Source organism: Lentzea californiensis (genome assembly GCF_024648825.1).
In the GTDB taxonomy this organism is placed as follows: Bacteria; Actinomycetota; Actinomycetes; order Mycobacteriales; family Pseudonocardiaceae; genus Lentzea; species Lentzea californiensis.
Window position 1 is genome coordinate 211287 of record NZ_JANBBE010000014.1, and the last position, 22295, is coordinate 233581.

Annotated in this window: 25 protein-coding genes, 2 rRNA genes and 1 pseudogene; 2 read left to right on the forward strand and 26 right to left on the reverse strand. The window is 69.8% G+C overall.

The features are described 5' to 3' along the window. Positions 1-13: 13 nt before the first annotated feature. The 9 genes and pseudogenes from LX88_RS44690 to ald form a co-directional block, all read right to left on the reverse strand. Positions 14-181, reverse strand: a pseudogene (locus LX88_RS44690) (NB-ARC domain-containing protein); the annotation flags it as partial. A 168-nt stretch (positions 182-349) separates the two neighbouring features. Beyond that, complete coding sequence (locus LX88_RS37130; RefSeq protein ID WP_258952433.1) at positions 350-1084, reverse strand: pseudouridine synthase; 735 nt, start codon at positions 1082-1084, stop codon at positions 350-352. Then, entirely contained in the window at positions 1077-1859 is a 783-nt protein-coding gene (scpB, locus tag LX88_RS37135; protein WP_258952434.1) for an SMC-Scp complex subunit ScpB, read from the reverse strand. Before scpB ends, LX88_RS37130 begins: the two co-directional genes overlap by 8 nt. Next, positions 1859-2686 carry a segregation and condensation protein A gene (locus LX88_RS37140; RefSeq protein WP_090074109.1) on the reverse strand — a complete coding sequence of 276 codons (828 nt, stop codon included), beginning with the start codon at positions 2684-2686 and terminating at the stop codon, positions 1859-1861. The genes scpB and LX88_RS37140 overlap by 1 nt, the downstream gene beginning before the upstream one ends. Then, the gene (locus LX88_RS37145) at positions 2683-3006 is read right to left on the reverse strand and encodes a hypothetical protein (protein ID WP_258952435.1); all 324 of its coding nucleotides are present in this window, start codon (positions 3004-3006) and stop codon (positions 2683-2685) included. Before LX88_RS37145 ends, LX88_RS37140 begins: the two co-directional genes overlap by 4 nt. Continuing rightward, entirely contained in the window at positions 3003-3881 is an 879-nt protein-coding gene (locus LX88_RS37150) for a ParA family protein (RefSeq protein WP_258952462.1), read from the reverse strand. Before LX88_RS37150 ends, LX88_RS37145 begins: the two co-directional genes overlap by 4 nt. Before the next feature lie 146 nt (positions 3882-4027). Then, positions 4028-4357 carry an ArsR/SmtB family transcription factor gene (locus tag LX88_RS37155; RefSeq protein ID WP_090074115.1) on the reverse strand — a complete coding sequence of 110 codons (330 nt, stop codon included), beginning with the start codon at positions 4355-4357 and terminating at the stop codon, positions 4028-4030. A gap of 24 nt (positions 4358-4381) precedes the next feature. Continuing rightward, positions 4382-5254 carry a site-specific tyrosine recombinase XerD gene (xerD, locus tag LX88_RS37160; protein ID WP_258952436.1) on the reverse strand — a complete coding sequence of 291 codons (873 nt, stop codon included), beginning with the start codon at positions 5252-5254 and terminating at the stop codon, positions 4382-4384. Between the two features lie 11 nt (positions 5255-5265). Continuing rightward, positions 5266-6336: an alanine dehydrogenase gene (gene ald / locus LX88_RS37165; RefSeq protein WP_258952437.1), complete on the reverse strand. Its 1071-nt coding sequence runs from the start codon at positions 6334-6336 to the stop codon at positions 5266-5268. 52 nt (positions 6337-6388) lie between these two features. On the opposite strand from ald, the gene LX88_RS37170 reads away from it, so the two are divergent. Further along, a complete protein-coding gene (locus tag LX88_RS37170; protein ID WP_258952438.1) occupies positions 6389-7003 on the forward strand; it encodes an NINE protein in 615 nt (204 codons plus the stop codon). Here LX88_RS37170 and LX88_RS37175 read toward each other — a convergent pair. Genes LX88_RS37175 through pyrG form a run of 3 tightly spaced genes read right to left on the reverse strand, consistent with a single transcriptional unit; the run spans position 7000 to position 9701 of the window. Next, a complete protein-coding gene (locus LX88_RS37175; protein WP_258952439.1) occupies positions 7000-7395 on the reverse strand; it encodes a DUF2752 domain-containing protein in 396 nt (131 codons plus the stop codon). The two genes, LX88_RS37170 and LX88_RS37175, sit on opposite strands and share 4 nt — an antisense overlap. Positions 7396-7404: 9 nt before the next feature. Then, positions 7405-8022 carry an NUDIX domain-containing protein gene (locus LX88_RS37180; RefSeq protein ID WP_258952440.1) on the reverse strand — a complete coding sequence of 206 codons (618 nt, stop codon included), beginning with the start codon at positions 8020-8022 and terminating at the stop codon, positions 7405-7407. Beyond that, entirely contained in the window at positions 8019-9701 is a 1683-nt protein-coding gene (pyrG, locus tag LX88_RS37185; protein WP_372511497.1) for a CTP synthase, read from the reverse strand. The genes LX88_RS37180 and pyrG overlap by 4 nt, the downstream gene beginning before the upstream one ends. 178 nt (positions 9702-9879) lie before the next feature. On the opposite strand from pyrG, the gene LX88_RS37190 reads away from it, so the two are divergent. Then, a complete protein-coding gene (locus tag LX88_RS37190; protein ID WP_090074129.1) occupies positions 9880-10563 on the forward strand; it encodes a hypothetical protein in 684 nt (227 codons plus the stop codon). Here LX88_RS37190 and LX88_RS37195 read toward each other — a convergent pair. The 14 genes from LX88_RS37195 to LX88_RS37260 all read right to left on the reverse strand — a co-directional run. Further along, positions 10560-11498 (reverse strand): copper transporter, encoded by a 939-nt coding sequence (locus tag LX88_RS37195; protein ID WP_258952442.1) that lies wholly within the window; start codon positions 11496-11498, stop codon positions 10560-10562. The genes LX88_RS37190 and LX88_RS37195 overlap by 4 nt on opposite strands. Further along, a complete protein-coding gene (gene steA, locus LX88_RS37200) occupies positions 11495-12679 on the reverse strand; it encodes a putative cytokinetic ring protein SteA (RefSeq protein ID WP_258952443.1) in 1185 nt (394 codons plus the stop codon). The genes LX88_RS37195 and steA overlap by 4 nt, the downstream gene beginning before the upstream one ends. Positions 12680-12741: 62 nt before the next feature. Next, positions 12742-13182, reverse strand: coding sequence for a hypothetical protein (locus LX88_RS37205; protein ID WP_258952444.1), 441 nt, complete (start codon positions 13180-13182; stop codon positions 12742-12744). Beyond that, entirely contained in the window at positions 13179-13613 is a 435-nt protein-coding gene (locus LX88_RS37210) for a hypothetical protein (protein WP_258952445.1), read from the reverse strand. Before LX88_RS37210 ends, LX88_RS37205 begins: the two co-directional genes overlap by 4 nt. Further along, complete coding sequence (locus LX88_RS37215) at positions 13610-14221, reverse strand: hypothetical protein (RefSeq protein ID WP_258952446.1); 612 nt, start codon at positions 14219-14221, stop codon at positions 13610-13612. The genes LX88_RS37210 and LX88_RS37215 overlap by 4 nt, the downstream gene beginning before the upstream one ends. After that, positions 14214-14813, reverse strand: coding sequence for a hypothetical protein (locus tag LX88_RS37220; protein WP_258952447.1), 600 nt, complete (start codon positions 14811-14813; stop codon positions 14214-14216). Before LX88_RS37220 ends, LX88_RS37215 begins: the two co-directional genes overlap by 8 nt. A 55-nt stretch (positions 14814-14868) precedes the next feature. Then, entirely contained in the window at positions 14869-16650 is a 1782-nt protein-coding gene (gene recN / locus LX88_RS37225) for a DNA repair protein RecN (protein ID WP_258952448.1), read from the reverse strand. 80 nt (positions 16651-16730) lie between these two features. After that, a complete protein-coding gene (locus LX88_RS37230; RefSeq protein WP_258952449.1) occupies positions 16731-17621 on the reverse strand; it encodes an NAD kinase in 891 nt (296 codons plus the stop codon). Further along, on the reverse strand, positions 17618-18430 hold the full coding sequence (locus LX88_RS37235; RefSeq protein ID WP_258952450.1) for a TlyA family RNA methyltransferase: 813 nt from the start codon (positions 18428-18430) through the stop codon (positions 17618-17620). Before LX88_RS37235 ends, LX88_RS37230 begins: the two co-directional genes overlap by 4 nt. 6 nt (positions 18431-18436) lie before the next feature. Further along, positions 18437-18604 carry a hypothetical protein gene (locus LX88_RS37240; protein ID WP_372511498.1) on the reverse strand — a complete coding sequence of 56 codons (168 nt, stop codon included), beginning with the start codon at positions 18602-18604 and terminating at the stop codon, positions 18437-18439. Between the two features lie 4 nt (positions 18605-18608). Next, positions 18609-19403, reverse strand: a complete 795-nt coding sequence (locus LX88_RS37245; RefSeq protein ID WP_258952452.1) for an HAD-IIA family hydrolase — start codon at positions 19401-19403, stop codon at positions 18609-18611. Next, positions 19400-21865, reverse strand: a complete 2466-nt coding sequence (locus LX88_RS37250) for a hypothetical protein (RefSeq protein WP_258952453.1) — start codon at positions 21863-21865, stop codon at positions 19400-19402. The genes LX88_RS37245 and LX88_RS37250 overlap by 4 nt, the downstream gene beginning before the upstream one ends. 92 nt (positions 21866-21957) lie before the next feature. Further along, a 5S ribosomal RNA gene (rrf, locus tag LX88_RS37255) occupies positions 21958-22074 on the reverse strand. 111 nt (positions 22075-22185) lie between these two features. After that, positions 22186-22295 (reverse strand): 23S ribosomal RNA (locus LX88_RS37260); the annotation flags it as partial.

Below are 22295 nucleotides of genomic sequence, written 5' to 3' on the forward strand. Positions count from 1 at the left end.
CGAGGCTCGGGAGTTTCTTGCCGCCGGCGGCGTCGGACAGCGTCGCCGCCGAGTAATGCGCGCGTGAAGCGAGTGCGCGGTAGGACGGTGTGCCCGCCTTGTCGCGGAGTGTCCTCAGCTCGGCCGCGAACCGGCCGAGCTCGGTGTCCGCGCTCTCCAGCGGGCGTTCGGTGCGTGGCATGTCGATCTCCCCCTGAGATCGATTGTCCACACCCTGTTGTTCAATCCGCACTTCCGACCCCTTACAACGTCGTCGCCGTAGCGTTCTCGTCGCGAGGTGAATGGGGATTCACCGCAGGTCGCCCCTCCGGTTCGGGGGCCGGAGGGGCGAGCGGGGTTCAGATTCTGGTCAGAGGCCGACGAGCTTGTAAAGCCCGCCGACTTCCTGGCGGTTCAGCACCCGCATCGAACCGGGGCGCTGGTTTCCGAGGGAGACACCGCCGACAGCGACGCGGACCAGCGACTGCACCGGGAATCCGGCGGCCTCCATGAGGCGGCGGACGATGTGCTTGCGGCCTTCGTGCAGCACGATCTCGACCAGCGCCTTGCCGGGAACGGAGCTGATGAGTTTGAAGGAGTCGACCTTGACCGGCCCGTCCTCGAGCTCGATGCCCTCTTTGAGCTTCTTGTTGAGACCCTTCTCGAGAGGTCCCGGGACCTCGGCGAGGTAGGTCTTCTTGACGTTGTAGCTCGGGTGCATCAGCCGGTGCGCGAGCTCGCCGTCGTTCGTGAGGAGCAGCAGCCCCTCGGTCTCGGCGTCGAGGCGCCCGACGTGGAACAGCCGCTCCTTGCGGCTGCGCACCAGGTCGCCCACGCACGGACGACCCATCTCGTCCTCCATCGTGGAGAGCATCCCGTACGGCTTGTTGAGCGCGATCGTGACGACGTCCTCGCGGATCTGCACCCGCAGTCCGTCGACGTGCACGACCGCGGTCTCGGGGTCGATCCGCCGGCCCTGCTCGGTGACGACCTTGCCGTCGACCTGCACCCGCCCCTGCTCGATCAGTTCTTCGGAAGCGCGGCGCGAGGCGACGCCCGCCTGCGCGAGCACCTTCTGCAGGCGCACGCCCTCGTTCTCAGACATCGTCGATCGCATCCACTTCGGGCAGCAGCGGGGCGATTGGCGGCAAGTCGGCGAGTGACGACAGCCCCAACCGCTCCAGGAACAGTTCGGTCGTGCGGTACAGGATCCCACCCGTGTCGCTGTCGGTGCCCGTCTCCTCGATGAGCCCCCGTGCGACCAGGGTCCGGATCACACCGTCCACGTTGACGCCTCGAACCGCCGCGATCCGCGCCCTCGTCACGGGCTGCCGGTAGGCGATCACCGCAAGCGTCTCCAGGGCCGCGCGGGTGAGTTTCGCGCGCTGACCGTCGAGCAGCAGCTTCTCCACGAACGGGGCGAAGCGGTCTCGCGTGTAGAACCGCCAGCCGTCCCCCGCCCTGCGCAGGTCGATGCCGCTGCCGGACTCGGTGTACCGGGTGGAGAGTCTACGGAGTGCCTGCTTGACGCGCTTCACCGGCTGCTCGAGAGCGCTGCTGAGGGCGTCTTCGCCGATCGGGCTGTCGACCACCAGCAGGACGGATTCCAGCGCCGCCTCGAAGGTGGCGTCGTCGGTGAGGTCGGGGAGACCGCTGTCCTCGATCGCCTCTTCCGGGGCCGCGGCGAGGAGCTGGGCCTCCAGGGTGGCGGCGTCCTCGGTGTCGGCCGGGTCCGGCCCGGGCTCCGGCTCGTCGAGCACGACAGCGGGGGGAGCCGCGTCGTCGAGCGCGGCGTCGGGTTCCTCCGGCTCGCCCCCGTCGAACGCCGGTCCCGGCTTCTCGATCTCCGCCGCGTCCGGCCCGACCAGTGGCTCGCTCATCAGCCGTAGTCCTCATCCTCGTCGCCGGCGTGCACCTGCGCCTGCGCGTCGTCCAACGTCCCGCCGACCCACGTCACCTGCAGCGGCCCGAGCGGGTCCTCCTGCTCGAAGGCCAGCGACTTCTCGCGGTAGAGCTCCAGCAGTGCCAGGAACCGCGCCACGACCTCCATGGTCTCGGTGCACTCGGCGACGATCTCGGAGAACGACGCGGTGCCCTTCTCGATCAGCATCGCGCGCAAGATGTCAGCGGTCTCGCGGATCGACACGCGGTGCTGGTGGATGTGGTCGACCGACAGCGTGCGCTTCTGCTTCGGGCGGAAGGACGTGGCCGCGATCAGGGCGAACTTGTCGGGCGTGACACCGAGCATCACCTCGGGCAGCAGGCCCTCGAAGCGCGGTTCCAGCGACACCGAGCGCGGATAGCGGCGGAACGCGCCCCGTTCGAGCTCGGCGAACAGGGCCGCGACCTGCTTGTAGGCGCGGTACTGCAGCAGCCGGGCGAACAGCAGGTCGCGCGCCTCCAGCAACGCCAGGTCGTCCTCGTCCTCGACGTCGCCGGTGGGCAGCAGCCGGGCGGCCTTCAGATCGAGCAACGTCGCCGCGATGACCAGGAACTCGGTGGTCTCGTCGAGGTCCCACTTGTCGCCCATGCCGCGCAGGTGCGCGATGAAGTCGTCGGTGACCGTGTGCAGCGCCACCTCGGTCACGTCGAGGGTGTGCTGGGAGATCAGCTGCAGCAGCAGGTCGAACGGGCCCTCGAAGTTCGTGAGCCGGACCTTGAACTTGCCGTCGTCGACCGGGGTCTCAGCGGGGGCTTGCTCTGTCACTGCTCGCGCAACCTGCGTACCAGCAACGACGCGTCACCGTGCGTTTCGAGGTCGTCCAGCACGATGGCGATCGCCTCGCGCACCACCCGCCCGCGGTCGACGCCCAGCGAGTGCGCGCCGCGCAGCACGAGCCGCGCCTGTTCCAGAGCGAGCAGTTCCTCGTCGGACACGTAGACCGTGATCTTCGTGGTGTGCTTGGTGCGGCCGGAACCCCGGCGTTGCTGCGGAGCGTCCTCGGAGGAGGAGACCTCGGTGGAGGGCGCGGCAGCGGTCAGCCTGAACAGTTCCGCGGCACCCGGCAGCGTCGGGCGGCGGTTCACCGGGCGATCACCTCGCGAGCCAGCGCGCGGTAGGCGTTGGCGCCGGACGAGCGCGGTGCCCAGCGGGTGATCGGCTCACCGGCCACCGTGGTCTCCGGGAAGCGCACGGTGCGGTTGATGACCGCGTCGAACACGATCTCGCCGAACGCCTCCACGACGCGGGCCATGACCTCGCGCGAGTGCAGCGTGCGCGGGTCGTACATCGTCGCGAGGATGCCGGTGATGTCGAGCTTGGGGTTCAAGCGTTCCTTGACCTTCTCGATGGTGTCGATGAGCAGCGCCACCCCGCGCAGCGAGAAGAACTCGCACTCCAGCGGGATCAGCACACCGTCCGCGGCCGCGAGGGCGTTCACCGTGAGCAGGCCGAGCGAGGGCTGGCAGTCGACCAGCACGTAGTCGTAGTGCTCGATCACAGGACGAAGGGTGCGCACGAGCGTGTGCTCGCGGCCCACCTCCGACACCAGCTGGATCTCGGCCGCCGACAGGTCGATGTTGCTCGGCAGCAGGTCCATCCCGTCGATCATGGTCTTGCGGATCACGTCGGGAACGGCGGTGTCGTTCTCCATGATGACGTTGTAGATCGTGGTTTCCAGCTGGTGCGGGTGCACGCCGAGGCCCACCGAGAGCGCGCCCTGGGGGTCGAAGTCGACGAGCAGCACCCGTCTGTCGTGCTCGGCCAGCGCCGCGCCCAGGTTGATGGTCGTCGTCGTCTTGCCGACGCCGCCCTTCTGGTTGCAGATGGCCAGGATCTTCGCCGGGCCGTGGTGCAGCAGCGGCGGCGGGTCCGGGATGATGCGGCGCGTGCGGCCTGTCGGGCCGATCCCGTCGACCTGCTCGTGGGCGACGTCGTCCACCGGCGCGGCGTGCGGGGCCATGTTCAGGTCGGCACGGGGCGCAAAAGCGTGCTCCGGTGTCGACATGGCTGGCGTTCCCTCACTGGTCGTAGTCGTCTCTCGGGGCGCAGCCTAGGCCGCACCCGTGCGAGCGGCAACGCGCCTCGCCGGGTTTTGTCAAGACTGAGTTAGACGGTGACATCCGTTCGTGTTCGCCGGTCGGCGGCGGACAGCACCACGTCCAGCAGCCCGGGGAAGAGAAGATCCAGGTCATCGCGGCGCAACGACACCCAGCGCTGGTTGCCGCGGCAGCGTGTTCGGGTGATACCCGCTTCGCGCAACACGCGCAGGTGCTGGGAAAGGGTCGATTTCGCGACGTCGACTTCGAAGGCCCCGCACAGCCGCTCGCCGCTCGATTGGATCTGGCGCACGACCGCGAGCCTTGTCGGGTCACTCAGCGCGTGCAGCACGGCGGCTAGATCGATGGCCTGTGGGGACGGCTCGTCCAAGTTCGGCACCTGCCCACCGTACCCGTGGAAGCCTCATGTTCCAGTGGCCCGAGGGTGTGCAGTTGCGTAGACCTCCCTCAAAGTCGTAACGGTTACCAGTGTGTACACCTGAGTGGTCGTAACGGATGCGTGCCCGAGGAGTTCTTGCACCACCCGAACGTCGGCACCCCCTTCGAGCAGATGGGTGGCGAACGAATGCCGCAACGTGTGCGGGGACACCACCGAGGTGATTCCAGCCTGCTCCGCCGCGGTCTTGAGAACCGTCCACGCGCTTTGCCGTGAGAGCCTTCCGCCACGTGCGTTCAAGAACAATGCAGGTGTGCCACGGCCTTTGGCCGCCAAGCCGGGACGCGCCCGGACCAGGTAGGCGTCGACCGCCGCCAACGCCGGCCGCCCGACGGGGACCAGCCGTTGCTTCCCTCCCTTCCCGTCCAGCACCACCGTCCGCTCGGCGGCGTCGATGTCGTCCACGTCCAGCCCGACGACCTCGGAGATTCGCGCTCCCGTCGAGTACAGCAGCTCCAGCAGCGCTTTGTCCCTGAGGTTTCCCACAGTGTCGAGGAGGGTGAGAACCTCATTGATCGGTAATGCTTTCGGCAGCCTCTTCGGCGGCGAAGGCGGATGCACGGCCCGTGCGACGTCATGCGGCACAACACCTTCACGGTGCGCGAAACGGTGCAATCCGCGCACGGCGACCAAAGTCCGTGCGGCAGAAGACGCCGCGAGTCCGCTTTCGCGCAGCACGGCCAGGAACTCACTCACCTGCAGTTCCGTGACCGCGCCCAAATCCGTGACACCTATGGACTCCAGGTGCTCGGTGTAGCGGCGCAGGTCGCGGGTGTAGGAGTCGAGCGTGTTGCGGGCGGTGCCGCGTTCCACGGCGAGGTGGTCGAGATAGGTCGCCACCAGATCTGAGATCACTCCAGCCCTTCCAGCACGATCTCTCCAGCACGCGCGTTGACACCCTTGGCGAGCGCCGGGTCATCCGCGACAGCGCGATCAAAACCCTTGTCCGCCAACGCGATGACGTACGGCAGCGTCACGTTCGTGAGCGCGTACGTCGACGTGTTCGGCACGGCACCGGGCATGTTCGCGACGCAGTAGAACACGGAGTCGTGCACGCGGTACGTCGGCGCGTCGTGCGTGGTCGGCCGCGTGTCCTCGAAACACCCGCCCTGGTCGACCGCGATGTCCACCAGCACGCTGCCGGGCCGCATCCGCGACACCAGGTCGTTGCTGACGAGCTTCGGCGCCTTCGCACCCGGCACCAGCACCGCGCCGACCACCAGGTCCGCCCACCGGCAGGCCTTCTCGACCTCGTAGACGTTGGAGGCGATCGTCTGCAGGTGCCCGCGGTAGGTGAAGTCGATCTGCCGCAACCGGTTGACGTTGGTGTCCAGCACGACCACCTCGGCCTGCATGCCCACGGCCATCGTCGCCGCGTTCATCCCCGCCACCCCCGCACCGATCACCGCGACCTTGCCCGCCGCCACTCCGGGCGCCCCGCCGAGCAACACCCCGCGCCCGCCTTGGGCTCGTTCCAAGCAGTGCGCGCCGACCTGGGCGGCCATCCGGCCGGCGATCTCGCTCATCGGCGCCAGCAACGGCAACGACCCGTCGGGCAGCTGCACCGTCTCGTACGCGATGGCCGTGATGCCGGAGGCCGCGATCGCCGCGGTGCACGACGGCGAGGCCGCGAGGTGCAGGTAGGTGAACAGCACCTGATCGCGGCGCATGCGGTGGTACTCGGGCTCGATCGGTTCCTTGACCTTGAGGACCAGGTCCGCGGACCCCCACACGTCGTCGGCCGACAAGGCGATCCGCGCACCCGCGGCGACGTACTCGTGGTCGGGGAACGAGGAACCCGCACCGGCGTCGCGCTCGACGACGACCTCATGCCCGCGGCGCACCAGTTCGACCACTCCGGCGGGCGTGATCGCGACGCGGTACTCGTGGTTCTTGATCTCCTTTGGGACACCGACCAGCATCGTCGCAGCGTATTCCCGATATCGATCTGCTGCATCGGATACCGTGCGAGCCGTGTCAGAAGCATTCGGGCCTGAACAGCAGCGCATCGGCAACCAGCAGCGCGAAGAGGCGATCACCGCGCTCAACGACCACTTCGCGATGGCGCGGCTCGACATCGGCGAGTACCAGGAACGCGTGAACCGCGCGTCCGGCGCGCAGAGCTACGCCGAGCTCGCGGAGCTGTTCCGCGACCTGCCGCAGCCCCACCCGCCGTTCCTCGCGCCGCCGTCGGTGCCGTTCGCCGTGCCCCCGGCCCCGCCCGGCTACGCGCCCCAGCCGACCCAGCCGTACTACCCGCCGCCCACCGGCCCGCACCCGCAGCAGCAGTACGCGGTCCCGCCGCCCCCGCCCGGCATGATGCCGCCCGGCTACGGCAACCCCGGCGCCCCGTACGGCTACGACCCGATCACCGGCGTACCGCTGTCGGACAAGTCGAAGGTCGCCGCCGGCGTGCTGCAGCTGTTCCTCGGCAACCTGGGCATCGGCCGCTTCTACACCGGCCACACCGGCATCGCCGTCGCCCAGCTGCTGACCTGCGGTGGCTGCGGCATCTGGTCGCTGATCGACGGGATCATCATCCTGGTCAACGGCGGCACCGACGCGCAGGGCCGCAAGCTCAGGGACTAAATCCCCGCGAGATTTCGCCCCACGCCCCACACGGCGGCCACGACGAGAACGGCGAAACCGACCGGCTTCGGCACGGATCGCCGTTCGCCGTTCCACCGGTCGCGGGTCCAGCGCGCGAACAGCCACACGGCCAGAGGCACGCCCAACGCGAGCAACACGGCGTTGAAGTGGAACGCGCCGACGACATCCCCGTGCAGCAACGCGTGCACCATCCGCGTGGCACCGCACGCCGGGCAATTCAGCCCCGTCAGCCAGTTGACCGGGCACTTCGGCAGCAGGTTGCCCGCCTTGTTCGGATCAACGAACAGCAGCAGCACCACGCCCGCGCCACCCAGTGCCAGAACGCCGAAGGGTGCCTTCACCCGTGCGAAGGCACCCTTCAACGTCTGCATCGGTCCAACCTACTTCTTGCGCGCGGCGAACCGGGTCGGCTTGTCGCGGAACGGTGCGCCGGCCGGACGCGACTGCGCCCGGCCCGCCAGCACCTCGTGCGCCGCGAGCAGCCCGGCGACGGCCGAGGAGTTCACGATCTCCCCCGACAGCACCATCCGCACGGCCTCGTCGAGCGGGAAGCGGTGGACCTCCAGGTCCGCCTCCTCCTCGCCCTGCACGTCACGATCCACTTCGGACAGTTCGCGCGCCAGGTACACGCGCACGACCTCGTCGGTGAAGCCCGGGGACGCGGCCGTGTCGACCAGCGTGTCCCAGCGCGCCGCGTCGAGTCCGACCTCCTCGGCCAGCTCACGGCGTGCGCCGATGACCGGCTCCTCGCCGTCGTGGTCGAGCAGCCCCGCCGGCAGCTCCCAGAGGTGCCGGCCGAGCGCGTGCCGGTACTGGTGGATCAGCACGACCTCACCGGCGTCGTCCACGGCCACGACCGCGACGGCGCCCATGTGCTCGACGATCTCGCGCTTGGCCGTGCCGCCACCGGGCATCTCGACCTCGTCGATGCGCAACGCGACGACGCGGCCGACGTGCAGGTCCTCGCTCGAGACCGTCCGGAAGTCGTGGCGGGTCACTTGGCCGCTCCTGCCTTCAGGGGCAGCCGGTCGGCCACGCGGTAGTCGATCGCGGCCTTCACGAACGCCGCGAACAGCGGGTGCGGCTTCGTGGGACGCGACTTGAGCTCCGGGTGCGCCTGCGTGCCCGCGTAGAACGGGTGCACGTCCGACGGCAGCTCGACGAACTCGACCAGGCGGCCGTCCGGCGACAGGCCGGAGAACACCAGGCCGGCCTCGGTGAGCTTGTCCCGGTACGCGTTGTTGACCTCGTAGCGGTGGCGGTGCCGCTCGGACACCTCGGTCGCGCCGTACGCCTGGGCGACGACCGACCCCGGCGTGAGCTTCGCGACGTACGCGCCGAGGCGCATCGTGCCGCCCATGTCGCGCTGACCGGCCACGACGTCCTGCTGGTCGGCCATCGTGGAGATGACCGGCGTGCCGCCCTCTTCGAACTCGCTGGAGTTCGCGTCCTCGATGCCCGCGAGGTTCCGCGCGGCCTCGATGACCATGCACTGCAGGCCGAGGCACAGGCCCAGCGTCGGCACACCGCGCGTGCGGGTGTACTTCAGCGCACCGAGTTTGCCCTCGATGCCTCGCACGCCGAACCCTCCGGGGATCAGCACCGCGTCCATGCCGGACAACGCCCGTGCCGCGCCCTCGGGCGTCTGGCACTCGTCGGACGGCACCCACTTGATCTCGACCTTGGCGTGGTGCGCGAAACCGCCCGCACGCAGCGCCTCGGTGACCGAGAGGTACGCGTCCGGCAGGTCGACGTACTTGCCGACGAGCGCGATCTTCACCGTCTCGGACGGGTTGTGCACCCGCTCCAGCAGGTCGCCCCACACAGTCCAGTCGACGTCGCGGAACGGCAGGTCGAGACGGCGCACGACGTAGGCGTCGAGGCCCTCGGCGTGCAGGACCTTCGGGATGTCGTAGATCGACCGCGCGTCGACGGCCGCGACGACGGCGTCGGTGTCGACGTCGCACATCAGGCCGATCTTGCGCTTGAGCGCGTCCGGGATCTCCCGGTCCGCGCGGCACACGATCGCGTCGGGCTGGATGCCGATGTTCCGCAGCGCCGCGACGGAGTGCTGCGTCGGCTTGGTCTTCAGCTCGCCGCTCGGCGCCAGGTACGGCACCAGGCTGACGTGCAGGAAGAAGACGTTGTCGCGGCCGACGTCGTGACGCACCTGGCGGCACGCCTCGAGGAACGGCAACGACTCGATGTCGCCGACCGTGCCGCCGACCTCCGTGATGACGACGTCCGGCGTGACGCCGTCGGCGTCCGGCTCGGCCATCGCCCGGATGCGGCGCTTGATCTCGTCGGTGATGTGCGGGATCACCTGGACCGTGTCGCCCAGGTACTCACCACGCCGCTCCTTGGCGATGACCTCGGAGTACACCTGGCCGGTGGTGACGTTGGCTTCGCCGCTCAGATCCCGCGCGAGGAACCGCTCGTAGTGGCCGATGTCGAGGTCCGTCTCAGCACCGTCGTCGGTCACGAAGACCTCGCCGTGCTGGAACGGGTTCATCGTGCCGGGGTCCACGTTCAGGTACGGGTCGAGCTTCTGCATCGTTACCCGCAGGCCGCGCGAAGTCAGCAACTGGCCGAGGCTGGAGGCGGTGAGCCCCTTGCCCAAAGAGGACGCGACGCCCCCCGTGACGAAGACGTGCTTGGTCGTACGTGCCTGCTGCACCAACGGGGCTCCCGTGAAAATCGTGGGGGCCGAATCCCCCTATCCACGGGCCATAACGCTAACACGCCGCCGGTCACTCAGCGCACCACGACCCGGCAGATCACATCACCCGATCGGCGCAGCGAGGGGTTTTGCCGAACGTCCCACGGCACGGGCCGGCATCAGGAAAAGTTGTCACGTGACCTTCGACGTGGCAGGGGAAGCCGCAAGAGCCGTGCGCGAACGCTCCGGGGCGTGGCGTTTCATCGAGGGTTTCGCGGCCGCGTGGGCCGAGCCGATCGAACCGCAGGACGGCTGGAACCGCGCCGATCTCGCCGCCGCCGAGGAGCACCTGCTGGTCCGGCTGCCCGAGGCGGTGAAGGAGGCGCTGTCGCTGTTCGGCAAGCGCCCCGACCTGACCAGCAACCAGGACCGCCTGCTGACGCCGTCCGAACTGCGCGTGGACGACGAGGTCCTGGTGTTCCGCGCCGAGAACCAGTGGGTCGCGGCCTGGGGCACGACGCTGGACGGCGACGACCCCGAGGTGATGATCAAGCTCGACCTCGTCGACAGGGCCGAGGAGCGCTGGGACACCTGGCTGCCCCGGTTCTCGCTGGCGTGCGTGGAGATGGTGCTGTCCGAGTCGCTGTTCCGCGACGGGGCCGGAACCGCGGACAGGGAGACGTCCGAGGCGGACGTCTCCCTGCTCGAGGACCACTTCGCACTGCTACCGCTGCACAGTCCCGGCACCCGCTGGTTCGTCGCGGACGACCTGGTCGTCCGCGAGGACGACCGCCAGTGGCTGTGGGCCCGCGCCCGCACACCCGACGCCTTCGAGCAGCTGCAGAAGATCCTGCCGGGCGACTGGACGACCGAGTACTAGCTCGCCGTCCCCGGCGAGGAAGCCTCCGCGTTGCCCGCGACGCCGTAACGACCGGAGCGGCCCTCCAGCTGTTCGCTCAACGCCATCACCACGACCACCTGACCGGCCGGGGTGTCGGAGTTGTCGACGGTGGAGAGGATCGACGTCGCGGCGGTGTCCGCGCGGACCACGCCGATCGCACCCGTGCCGTTCGCCGAACCGTTCGCGCCCGCCAGCACGACACCCGCGCCGGCCCGGTCGAGCTGGGTGGCGAAGCGCGCGACGGTCGAGGCGCGGTCCGCGGCCGAGTCACCGATCGCGGCGCCGCCGGTCAGCACGATCGCGAGCTGTGCCGGCTTCACCCCCGAGGTCGCCTTCACGAACCCGGAGTTGGTCAGCCCGGCGAGTGCGGACGCCGTCTCTTCCGGCGTGGCCTGCGGCTGGTTGCTGGACGGGTTGAGCAGCAGCAACGCCCCGAACAGGCCGCCGGCGCGCGTGCCGGGGTCACCGGCCGTGGGCAGCTGCGAGCCGGCGGGCTGCAGCCGCGCCACGAGGTCGCGCAGCTGGTCCCCGCGCGACGGGTCGGTGAACGCGTCGGTCAGCTGGACCTCGCCGGTGACGGTGGCGCTCGCGGACTTGAGCAGCCCGGTCAGAGCGTCCCGGTCGGCCGGGCGGGCGTCCGCCGTCGTCACGATGACGACCGTGCGGCCGGTGAGCCGGTCCTTGACCGCGAGCGGGCCGACGGACGAGGCGAACTCGTCCGCCTCGGTCAGCTTGGCGTTCAACGCGTTGCGGTCGTTCTGGAGCTCGTTCACCTGCTGTGCCAACGAGTTCTTCTCGTCGCTCAGCCCGGAGAGCAGCCTTCCGCTGATCGCGGTCGACCCCAGCACGACACCGACCGCCAGCGCGAGGAACACCGCGGTGATCGAAACTATGTGGTAGCGCAGCGTGATCACGAGAAGAACCCCTTGAACCAGTTGACGACGGATTGCCAGCCGTCGACCACGATGTCGACGTAGACGTGACCGACGCCGGAGACCGCGAGGGCCGCCGCCATGGCGGCGATCGCGGCGGTCACCAGCAGGACGATCACGCCCAGCGAGACCCGGCTGCGGTGCAAGGTCGCGACGGCCTCCCCGTCGACGAGCTTGCTGCCGAGCTTCAACCGGGTCAGGAACGTGGAGGGGTTGGAACCCGAGTGCCCGCGGTCGAGGAACTCGCGCAGCGTCGCGCGCAGCCCCACCGTGACGACCAGGGACGCCCCGTGCGCCTCGGCGAGCAGCAACGCGAGGTCCTCCGCGTTGCCCGACGACGGGAACGTCACCGCGCCGATGCCGAGGTCCTGGATCCGCTGCAGACCGGGCGCGTGACCGTCGGTCTGCGCGGGCACGACCACCTCGGTGGCCGCACGCAGAGAAGCCGTGCCGATGCCGTCGGGGTCGCCGACGATGATGTCCGGCTTGAGCCCGGCGTCGATCAGCGTGTCCGCGCCCGAGTCGACGCCGATCAGCACCGGCCGGTACTCGCGGATGTACTTGCGGAGCTTGCGCAGTTCCTCGGCGTGCGACGGGCCGCCCGCGACGACGAGCACCTGCCGGTCGCGCATCGCCACGTAGACCTCGGGCACTCCGACGCCGTCGAGGACGAGTGCGCGTTCCCGGCGCAGGAACTCGATGGTGTTGGCGGAGAAGGCCTCGAGTTGCGCCGACATGCCGGCCTTCGCCTCGATCATCGCGTCGGCGATGCTTTCGGCGTTCTGCTCGATCCCCTTGGCGAGCTCGCGTTCTCCGGCGTACACGACACCTTCGTGCAGCCGGATCTTGACACCTTCCTTGATCTCCCGCAGCGCGACGGCGCCGACGTTGTCGATCAGCGGAATGCCGGCCTCGATGAGCAGTTCCGGGCCGAGGTTGGGAAACCGCCCGGAAATGGACGGTGACGCGTTCACGACGCCGACGACCTCGGCCGCGACGAGCGCTTCGACGGTCCGCCGGTCGAGGTCGACCAGGTCCATCACCGCGACGTCACCGGCACTGACGCGCCGAACCAGGTCGCTCGCGCGCCGATCAACCCGCGCGACGCCCGTGACTCCGGGAAGTTCGTGGTTGGTGCGGCTCAGCAGCCCGGAAAGCTTCATGGGCCGATAGTGGCTCACGGTGCGCACGCGACAGGTGAGGCACGCCGGGCAATTGCGGGTGGTCAGTCGTCGGGGTGAACTACTACGGCTCCAAACGCGAGAACCACTGCGCTTATGAGCACCCAAATACCGTTGCCGAACCCGGCTTGCAGCGCCGGATCGATGGCGATGTTGCCCTCCTTGTGAAAGCTGATCGCGTTCAGCAAATACACGAACAACATTCCGGTGACACCCGCGAGAGCGGCCGCTCCGGCAAAGGCGACCTTTCGCCACCGCAGCCCGGCCAGCACGGCGACGGCCGCCACCACGATCGGGATGGCGAACAACGGACCGTGCTCGTCCTGCGTGCCACCGAACCGCGTGCTCCACCCCGTGGTGACGTACGCGGTCTGCGGCTGCCCGGGGGCAAGGCTGATCAACAGTTCCGAGAACGGCAGGAACGTGGCCAAGACCGCGGCCGCGGCGGCGAGCCCGAACAGGACGAGGCCCACGATCTTCCTCACGCCGCCGCCTCCCGTTGCACCGCAACGGCTCCGGCCAGCGCGACCAGCGTCCCGACCGCGAGGAACACGAGTCCGAACCCGACCGCGAAGTCGCCCTGCTGCTCGACCGCGTGCCCGCGCTCCGACACCACGAGCGCCCCGATGACGCACACGGCGCCGAGCTGCCCGGCCGCTCCCGCCAGCGCCGCCCGGCTGATCCACACGCCGGCGACGAGCAAGAGAGCGGTGACCACGACGGGAACCCCGTACCAGGGCGAAAGTTCTCCGGCGGGCCAGTCGCCGGGTTTGTCGAGGATCTCCGTCCCCCACGCCCGGACTACGACCTCCACTCCGCCGGCATAGGCCGTCGAGTACCACGGCAACACCATCGCCGTGGCGGTCAGCACCACTCCCGCCGCGATCAACGCGATCGCCGTGGGTCTGCCGATCACCGGACCTCCCGCTGCTCGTCGTCGTGCGGAATGGCAAGGCCGAAGGGCGGCGTGTCGTCGTCGCCGCCGAGCTGGTGCACGACCACTTCCTCCCCCTCGTCGTCGTCCTCCGCCACCGGCTCTGGACTCCGCCGCTGGGCGAGCGCCGCACCGACGAGTCCGACGACGGCGGCGACCATCAACAGGTAGAAGCCACCGTGGTAGTGCATCTCGTCGTTGCGGGAACCGGACTGCTGCTGAGAAGCGACGAGCTCCTCCAGCCCCTTCACCTGAACCACGAAGAGGAACACGACCCCGGCCAGCGCCCCCGCACCGCCCACGGCCAACGGCCGTCCGACGAACGCGGTCCTCTCCCGCACCATCAACGCCACGGAGACCGCCATTACGATCGCCGACACCACCACTGGCCACCCTGCGGCGAAGAGCGCGGGTTGTTCGACGGGCCCGTTCTGCGGGTCCGAAGTGGTGATCCACAGGGTCGTGCTGACCGTCAGATCAGTACCCAGCCCGTCGTAGACCGTGCTGAAGACGGCCTGGAGCGATGCCACCACCGACAGCACGGCCCCCAGCGCCAGCAGCACCCACGAAATCTTGCGACGATCAATCACTCTTGGGCTCCACGATCACCGGATATCCGTACGGCGGTGTGTCGGTGTCGTCCGCCTCGTCGTCGATCTGGTGGACGACCACCCCGTCACCGCTGGGCTCCATCCGGTCCACCCGAGGCAACTCCTGGTGCAGCACTGCGGCCACCACGGCCACCCCCGCGGCCACGATCAGCAGGGTGACCCCTTCGCCCTGCTCCACCTCGATCGGCACGCGCGCGTTGAACTCACCCATCATCTTCAGCAAACCCTGGATCCGGGAGACGGCGGCCCACGCCACCCCGGCCAGCAACCCGGCCCCGAGCAGCGACCCGACCCGCAATGCCGGAATCCGGAACGCCAGCACGGCCGCCAGTGCCATGACGAGCGCGGCCCCCACCACGGGCTCACCGAGCTCGAAGGGTTCGAGCACGAGCAGCTCACGGAAGTCGTCCCGCTCGACCGCCCAGAAGGTGGCCTCGTAGCGCAACTCCCGGCCTGCGAGCACGATCTGCACGGAGTACGCGGACAGGAAAGTGGCCGCCACGGCCAGTCCGGCCGCGACGACCACCAGCACCGCCCCGAGCACCCGGCGCGTGGTCAGAGTTCCCGTCACGCCTCCATCATGCCGAACCCGGCCGCGAAGAGCGGAAGAGAAACGACCGGGCCGGTCAGGCCTTCTTCTTCTTGCGACGGATGACGGGTGCGGCGGACTTGTCCGCCTTGGCCGCGGCCAGCAGCTCCTCGGCGTGGGCCCGGCCGGTGTCGGTCGAGTCCATGCCGGCCAGCATCCGGGCGAGCTCGACGACCCGCTGCGTCTCGTCCAGCCTCCGCACCGCGGACCGCGTGAACGTCCCGTCTGCGGACTTGTCCACCACGAGGTGCCGGTCGGCGAACGCCGCCACCTGCGGCAGGTGCGTCACCACGATCACCTGGTGGGACCGGGCGAGCCGGGCCAGCCGGCGGCCGACCTCGACCGCGGCCCGGCCACCCACACCGGCGTCGACCTCGTCGAACACCAGCGTCGGCACCGGATCCGAGTGCGACAGCACCACTTCCAGCGCCAGCATCACGCGGGAGAGCTCACCACCGGACGCGCCCTTGTGCACCGGCAGGGCGGGCGCACCGGGATGCGAGATCAACCGCAGCTCGACGTCGTCCACGCCGGACGCCCCGGCGTGCAGCACCGACCGTCCGACGGTCAGCGCCTGCGCGTCTCCGGCTTCGGCGTGCCGGGGCCGGACGGCCAGCTCGACCGTGGCGTGCGGCATGGCGAGCCCGTCGAGCTCCTCGCTGACGGCCTTGCCGAGCTCCAGTGCGGCCTCGGTGCGCGCCGCCGTCACCTGGGCGGCCAGCGTGCCCAGTTCGGCGGCCAGTTCGTCGCGACGGGTCGCCAGGCCGGTCAGCGCCTCTTCGGACGTGTCCAGCCCGCCCAGCCTGGTCCGCGCGTCCTCGGCCCAGGCGATCACGCCGTCGACGTCGGCCGCGTACTTGCGGGTCAGCGCCTTCAGCTCGGCCTGACGCTGCAGCACGGACTCGAGCCGGCCGGGGTCGGCCTCCAGGTGGTCGAGGTAACCGGAGATCTCGGCACCGACGTCGGCCAGCAGCGTCGCCGCCTCGACCAGCCGCGGCTCCATCTCCCGCAGCTTCGGGTCCTCCGTCGTGGCCAGTCTGCGGGCGGCCTCGGAGATCAGCCCGAGCGCGCCGGGGTTGTCCGGGTCGCCCTCCAGCGAGCCGGACACCGCGAACTGCGCGCCCTGGGCCGCCTCGCGGAGCTGGTCGGCGTCCGCGAGCCGCCGGGCCTCGTCGTGGAGCTCGGCGTCCTCGCCCAGCTTCGGGGCGACGGCGTCGATCTCGGTCAGGCCGTGCCGCAGCAGGTCGGCCTCACGGGCCAGTTCGCGCGAGCGTTCGGTGCGTTCCTTCAGCTCCGCCGAAACACGCAGCCACTCCTCGCGAACGGCCTGGTACTTGCGCAAGGGCGCGCTCACGTCGTCGGCGGCGAAGCGGTCCAGCACGCCGCGCTGCTCGGTGGGCCGCATGAGCCGCAGCTGGTCGTTCTGCCCGTGGACGGCGATGAGCTGCTCGGCCAGTTCGGACAGCACACCGACCGGCACGGAGCGGCCACCGACGTGGGCTCGCGAACGGCCGTCGGCGCCGACGGTGCGGATCGCGATCAGCGACCCGTCCTCGTCGGCCTCGCCGCCGACCTCCTCCGCCACCTTCGCGGCAGGGCTGCCCGCCGGAGCCTGGAAGCGGCCTTCGACCACCGCTTTGTCAGCCCCGGTGCGCACCCGCGAAGCCTCTGCACGGCCACCGCCGAGCAGGTGCAACCCGGTCACGACCATGGTCTTGCCCGCGCCCGTCTCACCGGTGACTACGGTGAACCCGGGGTCTAGTTCAAGGGTGGCCTCGTCGATCACGCCAAGGCCATTGATGCGCATCTCGGCCAGCACAGGGCGAACCTTACTTGTCGAGTCCGACATTTCCTCGCGGGCACCATAACGGGCAAGTGCCGACGCACCGAGCGGCGCTGTCAGCCTGCCGATGGTCCCCGCCATCCCTTCACCGGCAAGGCGAACTTCTCGACCAGCCGGTCTGTGAACGGAGCTTGGCGCAGCCGCACGACCTTGAGGGGCACCTCGCCCTCCACGACCTCGATCCGCGCACCCGCGGGCAGCTCGAACGTGCGCCGCCCGTCCGCGGACAGCGCCGCCGGGTGGCCCGACGAGTCGATCTCGAACGCCACGTGCGACTTCGGCGAGACGACCAGCGGCCGCGAGAACAGCGCGTGCGCGTTGCTCGGCACCACCAGGATCGCCTGCACGTCCGGCCACACGACCGGACCGCCCGCGGAGAACGCGTAGGCCGTGGAGCCCGTCGGCGTCGCGCAGATCACGCCGTCGCAGCCGAACGCCGACACCGGCCGGCCGTCGACCTCGACCACGACGTCGAGGATGCGTTCGCGGATCAGCTTCTCGACGGTGATCTCGTTGAGTGCCCAGGTCTTCCCGACCACGTCGCCGTTGACCTTGGCGACGACGTCGAGCGTCATGCGCTCTTCCACGAAGTAGTCGCGTTCCAGCACGTGGCCGACGGCCTCGTGCAACGCGTCCGAGTCGGCCTCCGCGAGGAACCCGACGCGGCCCAGGTTGACGCCCAGCACCGGCACCCGTGCCGGGCGGGCGAGCTCGGCGCCGCGCAGCAGCGTGCCGTCACCGCCCAGCACCAGCACCAGTTCGGTGCCCTCGGCGGCGTGGTCGTCGGCGGGCACGACCTTGGTGCAGCACGACGGGCCGAGGTCACGCGCCTCGTCGTCGAGCACCCTCGTCGTGACACCCCCGACCGCGAGGCGGCCGGCCACCTGACGGGCGAGATCGATGTTGCTCTGGTGACCGGTGTGGACGACCAGCAGGACTTCCCTCATTGGGGCCCTTCTTCGACGGCGGTGCGCACCATCTGTGCAACAGCGTCCGCCCCTCCAGGGAGGGGGTCCGCTTTGCGCAGCCAGAGGAAGTACTCGACGTTGCCGGACGGGCCGGGCAGCGGGCTCGCGACGACCCCGTGCACGGCCAGGCCCAGTCCGGTCGCCGCCCTGGTCACGTCGAGCACGGCTTCCACCCTGAGTCCGGGTTCGCGCACGACGCCACCGGAGCCGAGGCGCTCCTTGCCGACCTCGAACTGCGGCTTGACCATGGGCAGCAGGTCGCCTTCCTCGTCGAGGCACGCGGCCAGTGCAGGAAGCACAAGCCTCAACGAGATAAACGAAAGATCGGCCACCACGAGTTCAACATTGCCGCCGATGTCCTCGGGCGTGAGGGTGCGGACGTTGGTCTTGTCCTTCACCACGACCCGGTCGTCGGTCTGCAGCTTCCAGTCGAGCAGGCCCCTGCCGACGTCCGCCGCGACGACCTGCCGTGCGCCTTTGCGCAGCAGCACGTCGGTGAAACCGCCAGTGGACGCGCCCGCGTCGAGACAACGCTTGCCGGTGGGGTCGATCGCGAAGCCCTCGAGCGCGCCGATGAGCTTGTGGGCACCGCGCGACGCCCAGTTCGGGTCGTTGCCGATGTCCTTGACGACGACCGCGTCGGAGGTCTCCACGGCGGTCGCGGGTTTCGTCGCGACGGTGCCGCGGACCTTCACGCGACCGTCCGCGACGAGTTGGCTGGCGTGCTCACGGGACCTGGCGAGCCCCCTGCGCACGAGTTCGGCGTCGAGCCGCACCCTGCGAGGCACTGTGCATCACACCTTGTCGATGCTCGACAGTGCGTCGGTGAGCGTCGCGTGGACGGCGTCGAACCGGGCGACGTGCTCGTCGAGGGGAACGTTCTCCAGCCCGTCGAGCCTCTCCAGCGCGCCGTCGATGGCGTCAGCCGGGTCGGGCGGCGGTCCGGGCAGGGGGTAGCTCACGGTCTTACGGTAGCCGATGGAGTACGGACAGGTCCGCGCCGACATACGTGGGCTTTTGCTCATCCGGAAGCGCTTGCGCCTCTTGTTCGGTGGACACACCCGTGAGCACGAGCAAGGAGTCCATGCCGGCGTTCACGGCGCCCAGGATGTCCGTGTCGAGGCGGTCACCGATCACCAGCGGGCGGTTCGCGCCGAGGTCCTTCGCCGCCTGCTGCAACAGCGGGGTGGCGGGCTTGCCGGCGACGAGCGGTTCCTGGTCGGTCGCGGTCTTCAGCGCCGCGACGAGGCTGCCGTTGCCGGGCAGCAGACCGCGTTCGGTGGGCAGGGTGGCGTCGACGTTGCACGCCACCCACAGCGCGCCGCCGCGGATGGCGACCGCGGCCTCGGCCAGCTGACGCCAGCCGAGGTCCATGGACAGCCCCTGCAGGACCGCCACCGCGCCCTCGGCGGTGTCGGTCGGGATGAGTCCGCGCTTGAGCACCTCGGCCTCCAGGGCCTTGGTGCCGAGCACGAGCACAGTGGATCGCTTCGGCAGGCGTTCGGCCAGCATGGCCGCGCCCGCCTGCGAGGAGGTGCTCACCTCGTCGACGTTCGTCTCGAACCCGAGCTCGACGAGGTGATCAGCGACCATCTGCGGTGAGCGGGAGGCGTTGTTGGTGACGTACCGGATCCCGACGCCCTTGCGCCTGGCCGCCGCGATCGCTTCCGCGGCGCCCGGCACGGCTTCGGATCCTCGGTAGACGGTGCCGTCGAGATCGATCAGCAACGCGTCGTACCTGTCCACCAACGTCTCGCTCACTGCTCCGGGGTCTCCTCCTGGGTCAGCTCGAACGCGCGCTCGGCGGCGTCCGTCTCCCCCTCGTCGTCCGCCTCGGCGGCGTTGAGGAACCACTTGACGGCTTCCTCGATGCGACCGGCCGCGGCCAGGTTGTCGGCGTAAGCGTAGAAGAGCCGCGCGGAGTAGGGATTGCGCTGCCCCGGATCGAGGTCGGGCCCCTGCAACGCCACGACCGCGGCGTCGAGCTGGCCCATGTCCCGGCGAGCGGCGGCCGCGACGATGCGCAGCTCGATCTCGTCCTCCTGGCTGAGGTCCTTGACCGCCGGGTCCTTGGCGAGGTCGATGGCCCGCTCCGGCCGGCCCAGGGCCCGCTCGCAGTCCGCCATGATCGCCAGGTGGCCCGGGCCGGTCATCATCCGGCGGGCGGCCCGCAGCTCGCTGAGCGCCTCGGCCCACTCGTCCGCGAAGTAGGCCGTCAGACCGGCCGCCTCGCGCACGACACCGACACGGGCAGCCTTGCTCCGCGCGTACCGCGCGTGCTCCAGCGCCAGCTCGGGGTCCTCGTCGATGAGCAGCCCGGCCGCGGCCAGGTGCTTGCCGATGATCTCCGCGAGGCCCTTGGGCAGGCTCCGCAGCTCGAGCTTGATCTCCGGGTCGAGCAGCGACAGGTCGGCCTCGTCCGGCAGCGGGGGCCGTCCACCACGAGGCGCGGGCGCCTCGTCGAGCGGCTCGTCGCCGCCGGCCTCACTGCTGACCTCGGCCGCGACGACGTCATCTTCGGCGGGGGACTCGCCAGTCTCGGTCTTCGCCACCTCGTCCGCGTCGCCTTCAGCGGCGACCTCGGCGTCGGTGGCGGTCTCGGCAGGCGTCTCGGTGGAGCTCTCGGCCGCGGTCTCACGGCCGGCTGCGGCACGCGAGGCCGCGGCACCGTCGCCCAGGCGGTAGCCGGCGCGCTCGGCGGCCGGGGTCACCTCGGCGGCGACCGCCGCGTCCTGGCCGGTGGTCTCCGGGCCGGTCTGACGGTCCTGGAACCGCGCCGCACGCTCACGGCTGCGCTCGTCCTTGCGGTTGTTCGAGTCGTCCTTGCGGTAACCACCGCGAGCACCCGAGTCGCTCTTGCGGAACCCACCGCGGTCGCTCGACCCCTGGCCGCCGCGGTAACCACCACGATCGCCGGAGTCGTCCTTGCGGTACGCGGGACGGTCACTGGAACCGCGGTAACCACCGCGGTCACCCGACTCGTCCTTGCGGTAGCCGCCACGGTCACCAGAGTCGCTCTTGCGGAAGGCGGGACGGTCGCTCGAGCCGCTGCGCTCACCGGAGCGGAAGCCGCCACGGTCGCTGGAACCCTGGCCGCGGTAGCCGCCACGGTCGCCCGAGTCGTCCTTGCGGAAGCCGCCACGATCGCTCGAACGGTCACTGGAACCGCGGTAACCACCACGGTCACTCGACTCGCTCTTGCGGAAGCCGCCGCGGTCGCTGGAACCCTGGCCGCCGCGGTAACCGCCGCGATCGCCGGAGTCGTCCTTGCGGTACGCGGGGCGGTCACTGGAGCCCCGGTAGCCACCGCGGTCGCCCGACTCGCTCTTGCGGAAGGGGGGACGGTCGCTGGAACCGCTGCGGTCACTGGAACCGCGGTAGCCACCACGGTCGCTCGACTCGCTCTTGCGGTAGCCACCACGGTCACCGGAGCCGCTGGAGCTGCCGCGGTCGCTGGAACCCTGGCCGCGGTAGCCGCCACGATCGCTCGAACCGCTGCGGTCACTGGAACCGCGGTAGCCGCCACGCTCGCTGGACTCGCTCTTGCGGTAGCCGCCACGCTCGCTGGACTCGCTCTTGCGGTAGCCGCCACGCTCGCCGGAGTCGTCCTTGCGGTACGCGGGACGGTCGCTGGAACCGCGGTAGCCACCGCGATCGCCGGAGTCGTCCTTGCGGAAGGCCGGACGGTCACTGGAACCGCGGTAGCCACCGCGGTCGCTCGACTCGCTCTTGCGGTAACCGCCGCGGTCGCTCGAACCCTGGCCGCCGCGGTAACCACCGCGGTCGCCTGAATCGTCCTTGCGGTAGGCGGGGCGGTCGCTGCGGAAACCGCTGCGCTCGCCAGAGCCCTGACCACGAGAGGCGCCACGGTCGCCCGAGTCGCTCTTGCGGTAGCCACCACGGTCACTGGAGCCGCTGGAGCTGCCGCGGTCGCTCGAACGGTCGCCGCGGTAACCACCGCGGTCGCCGGAGTCGTCCTTGCGGTAGCTGCCGCGGTCGCTGGATGCCTGACCGCGGTAACCGCCGCGGTCACTGGAGCCGGCGCGGTTGTCTCGACGGTCACCGCTGGTGGAGCGGTCGCCGGAGCCCTCACCGCGCTGGGAGTTGTTGCTGTTGCTGCTGCTGAACTTGCGATCGCCTGATGGACGGCCACCGTCGGAATGGCGCGGTCGGTCTCCCTGGCCACGCTGACGGTCGCCGGGACGATCCCCGAACCTTGACACCAAATCCTCCTACTATGGACACGCTGAAAGGGGCCTGTGAGCGAAGCACTGTAGTTGTGCCCCGCGATCACAAGCCCCTTCAGGGAAGTAAAGTTCGGCGGCGACCTACTCTCCCACACCGTAACCAGTGCAGTACCATCGGCGCAGAAGGGCTTAACTACCGGGTTCGGAATGGGACCGGGTGTTTCCCCAACGCTATGACCACCGAAACACTATGAAATTACAACCTGAACCCCGACACCAGCAGCAAACAGCCTGCCGGCGGGTTCGATCGGTCCTGGTTGTTCTTCCAGAACCGCACAGTGGATGCGTAGCGTCTTTGTAACAAGTCCTCGGCCTATTAGTACCAGTCAGCTCCAACCGTTACCGGTCTTCCACCTCTGGCCTATCAACCCAGTGGTCTAGCTGGGGGCCTTAACTCACGAAGAGT

What these genes read in the sequence shown, in the direction of transcription:
- ald (WP_258952437.1), bottom strand. Translation starts at nt 6,336, where the DNA reads ATGCTGGTCGGTGTCCCAAAGGAGATCAAGAACCACGAGTACCGCGTC.
- scpB (WP_258952434.1), bottom strand. Translation starts at nt 1,859, where the DNA reads ATGAGCGAGCCACTGGTCGGGCCGGACGCGGCGGAGATCGAGAAGCCG.
- steA (WP_258952443.1), bottom strand. Translation starts at nt 12,679, where the DNA reads ATGAAGCTTTCCGGGCTGCTGAGCCGCACCAACCACGAACTTCCCGGA.
- LX88_RS37130 (WP_258952433.1), bottom strand. Translation starts at nt 1,084, where the DNA reads ATGTCTGAGAACGAGGGCGTGCGCCTGCAGAAGGTGCTCGCGCAGGCG.
- LX88_RS37150 (WP_258952462.1), bottom strand. Translation starts at nt 3,881, where the DNA reads ATGGCCCCGCACGCCGCGCCGGTGGACGACGTCGCCCACGAGCAGGTC.
- LX88_RS37175 (WP_258952439.1), bottom strand. Translation starts at nt 7,395, where the DNA reads ATGCAGACGTTGAAGGGTGCCTTCGCACGGGTGAAGGCACCCTTCGGC.
- LX88_RS37230 (WP_258952449.1), bottom strand. Translation starts at nt 17,621, where the DNA reads ATGAGGGAAGTCCTGCTGGTCGTCCACACCGGTCACCAGAGCAACATC.